Below are 14,485 nucleotides of genomic sequence, written 5' to 3'. Positions count from 1 at the left end.
CCGCCCGGCACGCTGCACACCCCGGGCGGACGGCGCTTCCCGGCCGGGAGGGTCAGCCGCCGCAGCCGCCGTTGCTGGTGCACTTGGCCACCAGCGCCGCGCGCTCGGCCTCGGTGGTGGCGAACTCTGTGACGTCACTCTTGGGGTCGGTGGCCACGAAGAACAGCCAGGGTCCCTTGGCCGGGTTGAGCGCGGCCTCGATGGCGTGGTCGCCAGGATTCGCGATCGGGCCGGGCGGCAGGCCCTGGTGCTTGTAGGTGTTGTAGCGCGACTTGGTCTGCAGCTCCGCGTGGGTGGCGTAGGTGCGGTACTTGCCGAGCGCGTACATCACCGTGCTGTCCATCGACAGCGGCATCGGCGGCTTGTGCGCCAGCCGGTTGTAGACGACGCGGGCGATCTTCGGCATGTCCTCAGCGCGTCCGGCTTCGGCCTGGATGATGCTGGCGATGATGATGATCTCGTGCGGCTTGTACCCGAGGGCCTTGGCGTCGCCCTCAAGGTCCACGTTCTTGGCGGTCTGCTTGAACCGGTCGACCATCGTTGCCAGCATCTGCGCCGGGGTGGTCTTGGGCTGGAACTCGTACGTGGCCGGGAAGGCGTACCCTTCCAGCTTGCCCTTGGCATAGGACGGCAGGTCCAGTTCGCCGGCCTCCTCGGCCGCGGCGGTGAACTCCTTGACCGGTTTGCCGGTCGCCTTCGCGAGGATGGACAGCGTGTCCGACAGGCGCTTGCCTTCAGGGATTGTCACCTTGGCGAGCAGCCGGTTCTCCGGAACGAGCATCGTTACGGCGCTGGCCGCCGACATCTCCTTGCGCAGCTTGTACGAGCCCGGCTGCAGCGAGGCGCTCTTGCCGGCGTTGGCGATCGCGTTGGTGAACGCCCTGGCGCTTTTTACGACCCCCTGCCGCTCCAGCTCCTCGGCCACCTCCGAGGCGCTCTGCCCGTCCTTGATCTCAATGACGACCTCGCCGGTGCCCTGACCGGTGTAGTCGTCTGGGACGAGGGCGTCGCTGAGCCAGAGGTAGCCGTAGTATCCGCCGCCGCCGATGATGCCCGCCAGCACGACGAAGGCGAGCAGAGGCGCTATGAATCGGCCCCGGTTGCGGCGCCTGCGCCGTCTGCGGCCGTTGCCACGTTTGCCGGAGCCTCGGGTGCGGCGCCTGGTCTGACCTTCGTCGTCCTCGGCGCCGAGCAGCGTGTTCAGATCGAGATCGTTCATAGGTTCGCTGGCCAATCTCCCGGTACTGCCGGCCAGGCGTCAAGCGGAAGGGCCCAACCGGCAGGGGTTACCGAGTGGAACTGGGGGAGCCGCCGGACATGCTGCCATGACCGGCGGAGATCACTCTGGGTAGCCATGCTAGGGGACGGAAAGAGGACGCATGCCCCGCGTTGAAGCTTTTGCGTGGGGACGGAGGGGGTCCCGTCGGCCATCAGCTCGCCCCGAGGTTCTTGTTCAACTCTTCCCGGTATCTCACGAACTCGCTCTCTTTGTTGGTGAATTTGGTGATTCTATGCGCCGGATCCGTCGTTACAAACCAGTGCCAATCGCCCTTGGCCGGGTGCAAGGCCGCCATCAGCGCCTTCTCCCCGGGATTGGCGATGGGCCCTGGCGGCAGTCCTTTGCGCCGGTAGGTGTTGTAGGGGGAGTCCACCTTGGTGTCGCGCTCCGTTACTCTCAGTGTTCGCCGGTTCTGCGCGTACAGGACGGTGCTGTCAATCTCGAGCGGTGTGCCCTTCGCGAGCCGGTTGTAGATCACTCGGGAGATCTTGGGATAGTCCTCGTCGGTGCCGCCCTCCGCCTGAATCAGGCTGGCCACCGTGACGGCCTCCAGGGGCGTCAGCTTCACGCGCGCCGCCTGCTCGGCCAGCCGCACTTTCTTGGCCGCGACGCCGAAGCGCTCGACCATCGCGGCGAGCACGTCCACGGCCGTGTCCCCCGGCTCGATCTCGTACGTGGCGGGAAAGAGGAACCCTTCGAGCCCGGGCGCGTACTTGGGCAGTCCGACCAGGGCCTTGTCCACGCTCTGCAGGTCCTTGAGCGGCAGCCCGGCCTGGCGGGCGAGGCGGGGCAGCACCTCGCTCACCCGCATGCCCTCGGGCACAGTGACCCGCCGCACCACCCTGGACGCGGGGCTGAGCAGCAGGTCGAGCGCGGCGCCCGCGGCCATGCCCTTGCGCAGGCGGTAGTGCCCGGGCCGCAGCCGGTCGGCCACCGCGCGATCCTCCGTCGCGCGGACGAACGACTGCGTGCTCGCCACGACCCCGGCCTCGGCGAGCGCCGAGCCGATGGCCTCCGCGCTGGAGCCGGGTGTGATCCGCACGGTCACCGCACCGCTGCCGGGGCCTTCGAAGTCGTCGGGGCTGAGGTACGGCTTGAGCACCGCGAACGCCCCTATCCCCAGTGCCACCAGGGCCGCGATCAGGCCGGCCGAGACCAGGGCGACCGTGCGCATGGCCTGCTTGCGGGGCGCCGTCAGCCGGACGTCCGCCTCGGCGCCTTCCCCCTCCTGAGGGTCCTCGGGCTCCTGGGGGTCCTCGCGGTCTTGGGAGCCCCCGCGGTCCTGGGAGGCCTCGCGGTCTCGGGAGCCCTCGGGCTCGGCCCGCTCGCCACCCTGTGACCCGGCCTCCTCGGGCGGGTCGTCGTCGGCCTGGAACGGGATCACGTCGCCGACGTCGCCCTGCTCCTCCTCACGCGGGTCATTCTGCGCGCGGCCGCCGGTGCCGTCGCCGCTCATGCGACCACCCCACCAAACGCCTGGCCCCTCCGGCCTGCGACCACACGCCCGCGCGTTCTGGGAAGGCCCGCCATCGGCGCCGCACCTGCGTGCCCGCTCATGGGGGACGCGTTCGACGCCCTCCTCACACGCCCGGCCGACCGGCCCCCCGCCGTCGCCGCCACGCAGGCCTGCCCCGTGAATCGCCCGCTCATCGGGCAGGTCCGTCGTCCGCCGGGGGCGGTGCGACGGGCCTGCCTGGTGGTCTTTCCGTGGCGCGCTCGGAGTCGAGCGCATCCTGCAGCAGCACGACCGCCGCCGCCTGATCGACGACGCCACGCTGTTTCTTGGCCTTCACGCCGCTGGCCCGCAGTCCTTGCTGGGCGGCAACCGTGGTCAGCCGCTCGTCGAACAGCCGTACGGGCGTCGGCGCGAGCCGGGCGGCCAGCGCGGCGGCGAACTGGCGGGCCAGCGTGGCCGCCTGCCCCTCGCGGCCCGACATCGAGGTGGGCAGTCCCACCACGACCTCGATCGCGTCGTGCTCGGCGACGATCGCGGCGATGCGGTCGAGGTCGCCCTTGCCCCGCTTGACTGTCTCGACCGGCGTGGCCAGCAGCCCCGAAGGGTCGCTGCGGGCCACGCCGACGCGTACGGAGCCGACGTCCACGCCGATCCGTGAACCGAACCTCATGTCAGCCGAGCTGCCCCGCGATGGCCTCCTCAACCAGGCGCAGCGCGTCGCCGATCGCCTCCGGTCGTGTGCCACCGCCTTGCGCGACATCGTCCTTGCCACCGCCGCCACCCCCAAGCGCCTTGGCGGCGACGCCGACCAGCTGTCCGGCCTTGAGCCCCCGCTCGCGCCCCGCCTCGTTGACCGCGGCAACCACCACGGGCCGGTCGGAGGGGACGCCGGCGATCAGGACGACCGCCGGCCGGTCGGCCGGGAACCTGCCACGCACATCAAGCGCGAGCTTACGCAGGTCATCGGGGCCGGTGCCATCAGGCGCGCGGTGTGTCACGACGGAGACTCCCCGCAGGTCACGAGCCTGGGCCACCAGATCACCGGCCGCCTCGAGCACCTGCGCCGAGCGGAGCCTTTCCAGCTCCTTCTCGGCCGTGCGCAGCCGGGTGACGATGCCGTCGATGCGCTCGGGCAGCTCCTCGCGACGCGCCTTGAGCTGCTCGGTGAGCTGGTTGACCAGCACGCTCTCACGCGCCAGGAACCGGAACGCGTCGATGCCGACGAGCGCCTCGACGCGGCGGACGCCCGCGCCGACCGACTGCTCGCCCAGCACCTTGACCAGGCCGAGCTGGCCGGAGCTGTGCACGTGGGTGCCACCGCACAGCTCGCGCGAGTAGTCGCCGATCTCGACCACGCGGACCTCGTCGCCGTATTTCTCGCCGAACATCGCCAGCGCGCCCATCGCCCTGGCCTCCGCCTGCGAGGTGTAGAAGGCGTTGACCTTGAGGTCGTTGATGAGCACCGCGTTGACCTCGTCCTCGACGTCGCGCAGCACGCTGGCCGGGACCGCGCCCGATGCGGTGAAGTCGAAACGGAAGCGGCCGGGCGAGTTTTCCGAGCCGGCCTGCGCCGCGGTCTCGCCGAGCGCGTTCTTGAAACCGCGGTGGACGAGGTGGGTCGCGCTGTGGCTACGGGAGATCGCGCGGCGGCGCTCGATGTCGATCTCGGCCTGCGCCTCGTCCCCGACCCTCAGCTCGCCGCTGCGGACCTTGCCGCGGTGCACGACGAGCCCGGGCAGCGGGGACTGCACGTCGACGATCTCGACTTCCGCGCCGCTGGTGCGGATCACGCCCTGGTCGGCGAGCTGGCCGCCGCCCTCGGCGTAGAACGGGGTGCGCCCGAGCACCACCTCCACGGTCGAGCCGGCGCCCGCCGCAGGGACGGACGCGCCGTCCACCAGGATGCCCACCACGCTGGTGTCGGCCTCGGTCTGGTCGTAGCCGAGGAACTCGATCTTGCCTGCCGCCTCGAGCAGCTGCCCGAAGACGGAGATGTCGGCGTTGCCGGTCTTCTTCGCCGCCGCGTCGGCCTTGGCCAGCTGCCGCTGCTCCTTCATGAGGCGGCGGAAGCCCTCCTCGTCGACCTTGAGCCCGTGCTCGGCCGCCATCTCCAGCGTCAGGTCGATCGGGAAGCCGTAGGTGTCGTGCAGCTTGAACGCCTGGTCGCCGGGGATCGTGGTGCCGGACTTGCGCTTGGTCTCCTCGACGGCCACGTCGAAGATCGCGGTGCCGGTGCGCAGCGTGCCGAGGAAGGAGGCCTCCTCCGCGTCGATGACTCCGTGGATCTGCGGCGCGTCGGCCTTGAGCTCGGGGTATTGCTCGCCCATCACGTTGATCGCGACGTCGGTGAGCTCGTGCATGTAGCGCTCGTCGCCGGAGCCGAGCAGGCGCAGGTTGCGCACCGAACGGCGCAGGATGCGGCGCAGCACGTAACCGCGGCCCTCGTTGCCGGGCATGACGCCGTCGGCCACCAGCATGGTGCCGGTGCGCACGTGGTCGGCGATCACCCGCAGGCTGACGTCGGAGCGGTGGTCGCGGCCGTAGCGGGTCTTGGTGAGCTCGGCCGCCTTGTCGAGGATCTTGTAGGTGGTGTCGATCTCGTAGATGTTGTCGACGCCTTGCAGGATCGCCGCCATGCGCTCCAGGCCCATGCCGGTGTCGATGTTCTTCGCCGGCAGCTCACCCGCCACGTCGAAGTCGACCTTGGTGCGGACCTGGCTGAGCTGGTATTGCATGAAGACGAGGTTCCACACCTCGAGGTAGCGGTCCTCGTCGGCGACCGGACCGCCCTCCTTGCCGTATTCGGCGCCGCGGTCGTAGTAGATCTCCGAGCAGGGGCCGCCTGGGCCTGGGACGCCCATGTGCCAGTAGTTGTCCTCCAGGCCGCGGCGCTGGATGCGGTGCTCGGGCAGGCCGACCTTGTTGCGCCAGAGGTCGTAGGCCTCGTCGTCCTCGAGGTAGACCGTCGCCCACAGCTTGTCCTCGGGGAAGCCGAAGCCGCCGTCGGACTCGGACCTGGTGAGCAGCTCCCACGCGAACGGGATCACTTCGGCCTTGAAGTAGTCGCCGATGGAGAAGTTGCCCAGCATCTGGAAGAACGTCGCGTGCCGGGTGGTCTTGCCGACCTCGTCGATGTCGGGGGTGCGCACGCACTTCTGCGCGGTGGCCAGCCGTGACGCCGGAGGCTTGCGCTGCCCCAGGAAGTACGGCTTGAACGGCACCATACCCGCATTGACCAGGAGAAGCGTCGGGTCCTCAGCGATCAGGCTGGCCGAGGGCACTATCTTGTGCCCACGCTCCTCGAAGAAGCGCAGGAAGCGGCGGGCGATCTCTGCCGACTCCATGGTGGCCATCCTTTGCGTTTAGTCAGTTGTTGTCTTCAGCGTTGTCGAGCCCGAAGCGTGCCCGCAACTCGGTTTCGCGCTCGGCGGCCTCGCCTAGCGCGTCAGAGGTAAAGTCTCTCACCTGCCGGAGCATGCCTGCCGCACCGTCCGCAGTCCTGTGGATGACATGGTTGGGATGGAGCGCTTGCAGCCTGCGCATCACCCACATGGCGAGGAACGCGCCGAGCGACAGGTAGAACAGCCTTCTGATCATCGCGTCCGCCTCGGCACGGCTCTGCGCGGCCGGCGGGCCTCGATGGCGCGCCGCACGCCGTAGGTCAGCGACGACACCTTGATCAGCGGCCCGGTGAAGACCGTCTGCGTCACCGCGCTGAGCTTGGCCGCGTGGCCGCTGACCTGCTTGACGTCCTCGGCGATGGCCTCGACGGCGATCAGCTGCCTGTTGGTCTCGCTGACCGTGACGCTCAGGTCGTCCAGCAGCGGCGTGAGGCGGTTGTTGAGGTCGGAGACCGCCTTGGTGGTCTCCGTGAGCAGCCTGGCGAGCTTGACGAGCACCATGGCGAGAACGCAGACCAGGACGATCCAGCCCGTGGCCGCGATCAGCCCGGCGACCTCTCCAGCGGTAAGCATCCGCTCTCTCCCTCGTGCGCTGGGCCGGAACGGCACGACCCTATCGCGTCCGAGCGACAACATCGGTGAGGACGACGAGCCGCCTCAGGCCGCCACGTCCGCGCCCGGCGCGCGCGCGAGCGCCCGCATGAGGCCGCGGGCCGCCCTGATCTCCGGCGCGACCAGCCGTTCCGGCAGGGCGGCCGCCGCCACGCGCAACGCCTTGAGCGCCGTGCCGGCCGCGTACTCGGTGGCCTTGCCCGCGTGACAGCCGTACATCTCCTTGGCCCACGCGGGCAGTGTGGCGAAGGCGAGGGCGCCCGCGGCGGGCAGCGAGCGCGACCATAAACACAGCGCGGCGAGCCTGGGGCGGAGAGCGGCAGCTTGCGTGACCAGCGGAGCCCCGTGCGAGCGCGACCATGGCCACAGCAGGCGCAACGACAGTTGCGGGCTGAGGCTGCGGCGCAGCGCGTCGCGCGCCTCGTCGGTGGCCGATAGGTACGGGCGCATGCCCTCGAGGTAATCGTGCAGCTCCGCCACGTCGCCCGGCACGTCCCGCAGCCCGACGAGACTCGCGCTGCGCCGCTGCTCGGCCACATAGGCGTCGGCCTCCGCGCCGGTGAGCGGCACGCCGGCGCGCAGAGCCACCTCCAGGTGCGAGGAGGTCTCCACGCAGTGGACCCACCGCAGGTTCTCCTCGTCGTCCACCCGGAACAGAGTGCCGGTGTCGGTGTCGAGGCCGATGAGGCGGGCGTGCACGCGGCGCACCCGCTCGGCGGCCTGCTCGGCCTGCTCGCGGGTGCCGAACGTGCGCATGGTGAGGTAGGCGAGCTGCCGCCGCAGCCGTTCGCGGGCCACCTCGGGGTCGTCGAGCAGACAGTTCTGGGCGATGCCGCGGATGGTGCGGGGATGCAGGGCCTGCAACTGGAAGGCGCGCAGCACCGCCGGCCAGGCGAGCGGCTCGGTGTGGATGCGCCAGGTGATCGACGTGGGGCCGAACAGGCCGCCACCGGAGGTAACGGTCGCCTTCACACGGTGGTGATTCCCCGTGAACAGCTGTTTAGTACGGCTTTCACCTATGCGTCCGGCTTTGCGCGCAGGAAGTCGCGGATCTTGGCCCAGCGGTCGGCGACCGGGGCCTCGGCCCCGTGCCGGGTCGGCTCGTAGTAGCGGCGCTCGCGGACCTGCTCGGGCGCGTAGTCCTGGCGGACGAGCCCGTGGTCGAAGTCATGCGGGTATTTGTAGCCGTCCCCGTGGCCAAGCTTGGCGGCCCCCGGGTAGTGGGCGTCGCGCAGGTGGCCGGGCACCTGGCCGATCAGGCCGCGGCGCACGTCGCCGATCGCGGCCCCGATGGCCTTGACGACGGCGTTGGACTTGGGGGCCAGGGCGCAGTGGATGACGGCGTGCGCCAGGTTGATCTGCCCCTCGGGCAGGCCGATGAGCTGCACGGCCTGGGCGGCGGCGACGGCGGTCTGCAGGCAGGTGGGGTCGGCCATGCCGACGTCCTCGGAGGCGAAGATGACGATGCGGCGGGCGATGAAGCGCGGGTCCTCGCCCGCTTCGATCATGCGGGCCAGATAGTGGAGTGCGGCGTCGGCGTCCGAGCCGCGCATCGACTTGATGAACGCGCTGATCACGTCGTAGTGCTGGTCGCCCTGCCGGTCGTAGCGTACGGCCGCCTTGTCGACGGCCTTCTCCACGACCTCGACCGTGACGTCGTCGGCCAGCAGCGCCGCCGCCTCGAGGTAGGTCAGCGACCGGCGCGCGTCTCCGCCCGCCAGGCGTACGAGATGCTCCAGGGCCTCGGGCGCGAGGGTGACGCGGCCGTCCAGGCCGCGCGGGTCGGCGACGGCCCGCTCCAGCACCACGCGGATGTCGTCCTCGGACAGGGACTCCAGCGTCAGCAGCAGCGAGCGCGACAGCAGCGGCGAGATGACCGAGAAGAACGGGTTTTCGGTGGTCGCCCCGATGAAGGTGACCCAGCGGTTTTCCACGGCGGGCAGCAGGGCGTCCTGCTGTGCCTTGTTGAAGCGGTGCACCTCGTCCACGAACAGCACGGTCTGGCGCCCGGTCATGCCCAGCTCGCGGCGGGCGTTGTCGATGGCGGCCCGCACGTCCTTGACGCCGGCGGACACGGCCGAGACCTCGACGAAGCGGCGCTTGGTGACGTTGGAGACGACGTAGGCGAGCGTGGTCTTGCCGGTGCCCGGCGGGCCCCATAGGAACAGCGACATGGGAGCCTCGCTCTCGACCAGGCGCCGCAGCGGGGTGCCCTGGCCGAGCAGGTGCCGCTGGCCGATCACCTCGTCGAGCGTGCGCGGGCGCATGCGCACCGCGAGGGGCTGCGGGGTGGCCTCCTCAGCCGCCGAATCGAACAGGCTCTCCACAACGCGAGATTACACTCCCCACACGGCTCTCGCTCCGGAGTCACCGGCCAGGAAGACGAAGTAGCCGGCCACCGCGGCCAGCGCCAGCGTCAGTCCCGACAGGATCAGCGTCGCGGCGCGGCCGAACCGGTCGCCGCCCACGGAGTCGCGGGCCGGGCGGGTGGCGTACACCAGCAGCAGGGCGGCGGCGGCGAGCCCGAGCACCGACAGCAGCAAGGGGTTGGCGAAGCTCTGGTGGGTGGAGATGCGGGCGCCCACCTCGCCGCCGGCGGTGGCGAAGCGGGCCGCCTTGAGGCTCTCGCCGCTCTCCTTGGCCGCGTAGACGGCCGCCGGCGCCACCAGGGAGAGCAGGACGACGGCCCAGGCCATGTACGGCCGCCAGCGCGGCAGCAGCGCGTAGACGGCGGCCACGACGACGAGGAGCGGGGTCAGCACGACGGCGAAGTGGATGATCAGGGGGTGGGCCGGGAGGCCCAGGATCTGGTCGAACATGGGGGCTCCTTAGTGCTCATTTCAACTACGAATGTGAGCACCATATGGTTCGCGACCTCACAAGTCGCACATCACGGCTTTCGCCACTTACGTCCGGCACATATCGGAGGCCGGTAGCATGCGCGGAGTTGTTTGGTCATGTGACGGCAAAGATGAAGGAGACAAGCGGTGAGCGGCGACGACGACCGCAAGAGCGAGCTGGCGCGGGAGCACAAGGAGCGGCAGAAGGAGCGCGCCGCGGCCGACCAGTCCTCCAAGGCGAGGCGGAACACCTTCATCGGCGCGGGCGTGGCCGTCGTAGTGGTGGCGGGCGGCATCTTCGCCGCGACCACGTTGGTCAGCAAGGACGGCGGTGAGGCGGCCTCGGCGGCGAGCACGCCCTCGGCGTCCGCGTCGGCCTCCGCCTCCGCCCCCGCGCCGACAGAGCTTCCGAGCACCGCGCCGCCGAAGAAGGCGGGCTCGGTGTCGTGCACGTACAAGCGGGACGACTCGGTTCCGAACAAGTACGTGGGGATGCCCGGCAAGAAGCCCAACCTGAAGCTCAGCACGATGACGATCAAGACCAACCACGGTGACATCGTCATCGACGTGGACGCGAACGCCACCCCGTGCTCGGTGAACTCCATGGCGTTCCTGGCCAAGAAGAAGTTCTACGACAACACCAAGTGCCACCGCCTCGCGACGCCGGAGACGACCGGTCTGTTCCTGCTGCAGTGCGGCGACCCTCAGGCCAAGGCGGACGGCAAGAACCCGACGGACGGCCTGGGCACCGCGGGGTACGTGTTCGGCGACGAGGCCGTGGGCGTGGTGCCGTACACCAGGGGTGTGGTGTTCCTGACCCAGCCTCAGGACGCGGCCGGCCAGAACAGCAGCCAGTTCGCCATCTCGATGTCGGACGAGAACGCGCAGATCGAGCCGCAGTATTCGGTGCTGGGCATGGTGAAGTCCGGCCTGGAGATCATCGAGAAGGTCGCCAAGGACGGCGTCACCGTCAACGAGGACGACATCACCGGCGACGGCGGCTCCACCGCCCCGAAGACGCCGATCCTGATCAAGAGCGTCACGGTCAAGTAGGAGACACAAGAACGGCAGGCCCCCGCAACGCGGGCGCCTGCCGTTCTTGCGTTCACGCCTTGAGCGGCAGTCGTTCAGGCCTTGGGCTGGGCGTCGACGCCCGCCTCCTTGCGCTGGTCGGCCGTGATCGGCGTGGGCGCGGCGGTGAGCGGGTCGAAGCCGGAGGCCGTCTTCGGGAAGGCGATCACGTCGCGGATCGAGTCGCCGCCGGACAGCAGCATGCAGATCCGGTCCCAGCCGTAGGCGATGCCGCCGTGCGGCGGCGGGCCGTACTTGAACGCCTCGAGCAGGAAGCCGAACTTGCTCTCGGCCTCCTCCTTGGAGATGCCGAGCACGTCGAAGACGCGCTGCTGCATCTCGGCCCGGTGGATACGGATCGAGCCGCCGCCGATCTCCATGCCGTTGCACACCATGTCGTAGGCGTAGGCGAGGGCCTCGCCCGGGTGGTCCTGGAAGTTGTCGGCCCACTCCGGCTTGGGACCGGTGAACGGGTGGTGCACGGCCGTCCAGCCGATCTCGCGGCCCACCTCGTCGTGCACCGGCTCGAACATGGGGGCGTCGACGACCCACAGGAACGACCACGCCGACTCGTCGATCAGGTCGCAGCGCCGGCCGATCTCCAGGCGGGCGGCGCCGAGCAGGTCGCGGGAGGAGTGCCGGGGGCCGGCCGCGAAGAAGATCGCGTCACCCGGGTTGGCGCCGACCTTGGCCGCTAGCCCGCCGGCCTCCTCCTCGGACAGGTTTTTGGCCACCGGGCCGCCGAGCGTGCCGTCCTCCTGCACGAGCACGTAGGCCAGGCCCTTGGCGCCGCGCGAGCGGGCCCACTCCTGCCAGCCGTCGAGCTCCTTGCGGGTCTGCGAGGCGCCGCCCGGCATGACGACCGCGCCGACGTATTCGGCCTGGAAGACGCGGAACGACGTGTTCGCGAAGTAGGCGGTCATCTCGACCAGCTCCTGGCCGAAGCGCAGGTCGGGCTTGTCGGAGCCGTAGCGGGCCATGGCGTCGGCGTACGTCATGCGCGGCAGCGGCGTCGGCAGCTCGTAGCCGGCGATCTCCTTCCACAGCCGGCCGATCAGCTTCTCGCCGACCTCGATGACGTCCTCCTGGTCCACGAAGGACATCTCGACGTCGATCTGGGTGAACTCCGGCTGCCGGTCGGCCCGCAGGTCCTCGTCGCGGTAGCACTTGGCGAGCTGGTAGTAACGCTCGAGCCCGCCCACCTGCAGCAGCTGCTTGAACAGCTGGGGCGACTGCGGCAGGGCATACCAACTGCCGGGCTGCAGGCGCACCGGCACGAGGAAGTCGCGCGCGCCCTCGGGGGTGGAGCGGGTCAGCGTCGGCGTCTCGACGTAGACGAAGCCGAGCTCGTGCATGACCTCGTTGGCGAGGTAGGTGGCCTTGGAGCGGGTGCGCATCGCGGTGGCCACCTGCTGGCGGCGGATGTCGAGGTAGCGGTATTTTAGCCGCGCCTCCTCCGAGACGCCCACGTTGCCCTCGATCGGGAACGGCAGCGGCGCCGACTCGCTCAGCACCTCCACCGTGTCGGCCACGACCTCGATCCTGCCGGTGGGCAGGTCGGGGTTTTCGTTGCCCTCGGGGCGCAGGCGGACCGCGCCGACGACCTTCACGCAGTATTCGGCGCGCAGGTCGTGGGCGTGGTCCTCCTCGCGGAAGACCACCTGCGCCGAGCCGGAGGCGTCACGCAGGTCGATGAAGACCACGCCGCCATGGTCGCGGCGGCGGGCCACCCATCCCGCGAGCGTCACCTGCTGCCCGGCGTGCTCCTCGCGGAGCGACCCGGCCGTATGCGTGCGGATCACTGCACTTTCCCTTTCAAGAATTCGACGACCTCGGTCAAGGGCACCTCGGTCTGGTCAGCGGTGGTCAGGTCTTTCACTTGCACGGCCTTGGCGGCCAGGTCGCGCTCGCCCAGGATCAGCGCGAACGCGGCGCCCGAACGGTCGGCGCCCTTCATGGCGCCCTTGAGCCCCTTGCCGCCGAAAGCCATGTCGGCGCTGACGCCCGCCTCGCGCAGTTCGCTGACGAGCAGGAACATCCGGCGGCGGGCGTCGTCGCCCAGCGGGACACCGTACACCTGCACGCGCGCCTGCGCCGCCTCGTCGCCGAGCAGGCCCTCGGCCTCCATGGCGAGGAACGTGCGGTCCACGCCGAGCGCCCAGCCGACGCTGGGCAGCGGCGGCCCGTCGAGCATCTCGCTGAGCCCGTCGTAGCGGCCGCCGCCGCCGACGGCCGACTGCGAGCCGAGCCCGTCGTGCACGAACTCGAACGTGGTGCGGGTGTAGTAGTCAAGCCCGCGCACCAGCCGCGGGTCGTCTTCGAACGCCACCCCGGACGCCCGCAGCAGCGCCCGCACCTCCTCGTGGTACGCAGTGCAGGAGGCGCACAGGTGATCGACGACCAGCGGCGCCCCGTCGAGCTGCGCCCGCACCTCGGGCCGCTTGTCGTCGAGCACCCGCAGCGGATTGATCTCGATGCGGGCCCGGGTGTCCTCGTCGAGGTCGAGCCCGCGCAGGAACTCCTGCAGCGCGGCCCGGTAGGCCGGGCGGCAGGTCTTGTCGCCCAGCGAGTTGAGCAGCAGCCGGACGCCCGTGAGCCCGAGCGAGGCGAAGCCGCGGGCCCCCAGCACGATCAGCTCGGCGTCGAGCGCCGGGTCCTCCGAGCCGAGCGCCTCCGCTCCCACTTGCCAGAAGTGGCGGTAGCGGCCCTTCTGGGCACGCTCGTAGCGGAACTGGCTCCCGGAATACCACAGCTTGACCGGGAGCTGCCCGTTGTGCAGGTTGTGCTGCAACACGGCCCGCACGACCGAAGCCGTGCCCTCGGGGCGCAAGGTCAGGGAGCGGCCTGCCTTGTCGGGAAAGGTGTACATCTCCTTGGAGACGATGTCCGTCGACTCGCCTACGCCCCTGGCGAACAACTGGGTGTCTTCGAAGACAGGCGTCTCGATGTAGCCATATCCCGCCCGGCGCAGCGGAGCGGCCAGCGCCTCGCGGACGGCCAGAATCCGCTCGGAGCGGGGTGGCAGCCAATCGAAGGTGCCTTTGGGTGCTTGGAAGCTCATTAGATCCCTCGTGTGGGACCGGCGTGCGGCGCTGCTTCTTTCAAGTATGGGTTGGTAGCGCGCTCGCGGCCGATCGTGGTCTGTGGTCCGTGGCCCGGCAGGACGACCGTATCGTCAGGCAGCGGCAGGCACTTGGCAGCCAGGCTGCGCAGGATCGTCGGGTAATCGCCCCCGGGCAGGTCAGAGCGTCCGATGGAGCCGGCGAACAGCAGGTCGCCCGAGAACATGACCTCGTCATCGGGCAGCCGGAAGCTCACCGACCCCCTGGTATGGCCGGGCGTGTGGTCCACCGCGAGCTCGAGGCCGGCCAGCTTGAGGACCGCGCCGTCGGTCAGCTCGCGCACATCGTCGGGCTCGCTCAGCGTGAGGTCGCCGAACAGCGAGGCGCTCGTGCCGGACCAGCCCGCGGCCGGGTCGCTCAGCAGGTGGCGGTCCTCGGGGTGGATCCACGCGGGGACGTCGCGCGCGCCGCAGACCGGGGCGACCGACCAGACGTGGTCGAGGTGGCCGTGGGTGAGCAGGACCGCGACCGGCTTGAGCCGGTGCTCGCGCAGCAGCTCGTCGACGCCTTCGGTCGCGTCCTGACCTGGATCGACGATGACGCACTCCTCACCGGCGGCAGGCGCGACGACGTAACAATTGGTCTGGAAGGCCCCTGCGGGGAAGCCGGCGATGAGCATCTGCCTCAGGTGATCTCGTCGAAAAGCCAATGGGAATGTAACCGAAGGGTACCGGTGCGGGTCGCCGGGCTGCGAATCATTACCC

General features: G+C 70.0%; 13 protein-coding genes. 1 reads left to right on the top strand and 12 read right to left on the bottom strand.

All coding sequences use genetic code 11. From position 1 onward, the window contains the following. Window positions 1-52: 52 nt before the first annotated feature. The 9 genes from mltG (Q9G87_RS39480) to Q9G87_RS39440 all read right to left on the bottom strand — a co-directional run bounded on the left by mltG (Q9G87_RS39480) (window position 53) and on the right by Q9G87_RS39440 (window position 9,567). Entirely contained in the window at window positions 53-1,219 is a 1,167-nt protein-coding gene (mltG, locus tag Q9G87_RS39480) for an endolytic transglycosylase MltG (protein ID WP_305921694.1), read from the bottom strand. Window positions 1,220-1,430: 211 nt separating this feature from the next. Beyond that, complete coding sequence (gene mltG, locus Q9G87_RS39475; RefSeq protein WP_305921693.1) at window positions 1,431-2,735, bottom strand: endolytic transglycosylase MltG; 1,305 nt, start codon at window positions 2,733-2,735, stop codon at window positions 1,431-1,433. 190 nt (window positions 2,736-2,925) lie between these two features. Next, window positions 2,926-3,405, bottom strand: coding sequence for a Holliday junction resolvase RuvX (ruvX, locus tag Q9G87_RS39470; protein ID WP_305921692.1), 480 nt, complete (start codon window positions 3,403-3,405; stop codon window positions 2,926-2,928). Between the two features lies 1 nt (window position 3,406). Beyond that, window positions 3,407-6,079 carry an alanine--tRNA ligase gene (alaS, locus tag Q9G87_RS39465; RefSeq protein WP_305921691.1) on the bottom strand — a complete coding sequence of 891 codons (2,673 nt, stop codon included), beginning with the start codon at window positions 6,077-6,079 and terminating at the stop codon, window positions 3,407-3,409. 22 nt (window positions 6,080-6,101) lie between these two features. Further along, window positions 6,102-6,332, bottom strand: coding sequence for a hypothetical protein (locus Q9G87_RS39460; protein WP_305921690.1), 231 nt, complete (start codon window positions 6,330-6,332; stop codon window positions 6,102-6,104). Then, complete coding sequence (locus tag Q9G87_RS39455; RefSeq protein ID WP_305921689.1) at window positions 6,329-6,709, bottom strand: DUF948 domain-containing protein; 381 nt, start codon at window positions 6,707-6,709, stop codon at window positions 6,329-6,331. Before Q9G87_RS39455 ends, Q9G87_RS39460 begins: the two co-directional genes overlap by 4 nt. An 84-nt stretch (window positions 6,710-6,793) precedes the next feature. Beyond that, the gene (locus tag Q9G87_RS39450) at window positions 6,794-7,720 is read right to left on the bottom strand and encodes an oxygenase MpaB family protein (RefSeq protein ID WP_305921688.1); all 927 of its coding nucleotides are present in this window, start codon (window positions 7,718-7,720) and stop codon (window positions 6,794-6,796) included. A 44-nt stretch (window positions 7,721-7,764) separates the two neighbouring features. Then, a complete protein-coding gene (locus tag Q9G87_RS39445; protein WP_327591068.1) occupies window positions 7,765-9,015 on the bottom strand; it encodes a replication-associated recombination protein A in 1,251 nt (416 codons plus the stop codon). Between the two features lie 69 nt (window positions 9,016-9,084). Beyond that, window positions 9,085-9,567 (bottom strand): DUF2231 domain-containing protein, encoded by a 483-nt coding sequence (locus Q9G87_RS39440; protein WP_305921686.1) that lies wholly within the window; start codon window positions 9,565-9,567, stop codon window positions 9,085-9,087. Window positions 9,568-9,735: 168 nt separating this feature from the next. Between Q9G87_RS39440 and Q9G87_RS39435 the strand changes: the two genes are divergently transcribed. Continuing rightward, complete coding sequence (locus tag Q9G87_RS39435; RefSeq protein ID WP_305921685.1) at window positions 9,736-10,641, top strand: peptidylprolyl isomerase; 906 nt, start codon at window positions 9,736-9,738, stop codon at window positions 10,639-10,641. 74 nt (window positions 10,642-10,715) lie between these two features. On the opposite strand, the gene aspS is transcribed toward Q9G87_RS39435, so the two are convergent. The 3 genes from aspS to Q9G87_RS39420 are packed head-to-tail and all read right to left on the bottom strand — an operon-like array spanning window position 10,716 to window position 14,400. Further along, the gene (aspS, locus tag Q9G87_RS39430) at window positions 10,716-12,461 is read right to left on the bottom strand and encodes an aspartate--tRNA ligase (RefSeq protein ID WP_305921684.1); all 1,746 of its coding nucleotides are present in this window, start codon (window positions 12,459-12,461) and stop codon (window positions 10,716-10,718) included. After that, window positions 12,458-13,720, bottom strand: a complete 1,263-nt coding sequence (gene hisS / locus Q9G87_RS39425) for a histidine--tRNA ligase (protein WP_305921683.1) — start codon at window positions 13,718-13,720, stop codon at window positions 12,458-12,460. The genes aspS and hisS overlap by 4 nt, the downstream gene beginning before the upstream one ends. After that, the gene (locus tag Q9G87_RS39420; protein WP_305921682.1) at window positions 13,720-14,400 is read right to left on the bottom strand and encodes an MBL fold metallo-hydrolase; all 681 of its coding nucleotides are present in this window, start codon (window positions 14,398-14,400) and stop codon (window positions 13,720-13,722) included. The genes hisS and Q9G87_RS39420 overlap by 1 nt, the downstream gene beginning before the upstream one ends. Window positions 14,401-14,485 lie beyond the last annotated feature (85 nt).

Origin of the sequence: Nonomuraea turcica (assembly GCF_030718205.1) — a bacterium.
Taxonomy (GTDB): Bacteria; Actinomycetota; Actinomycetes; order Streptosporangiales; family Streptosporangiaceae; genus Nonomuraea.
The sequence above is the reverse complement of the archived record's forward strand: the minus strand, read 5'-3'. Positions and strand labels throughout refer to the sequence as shown.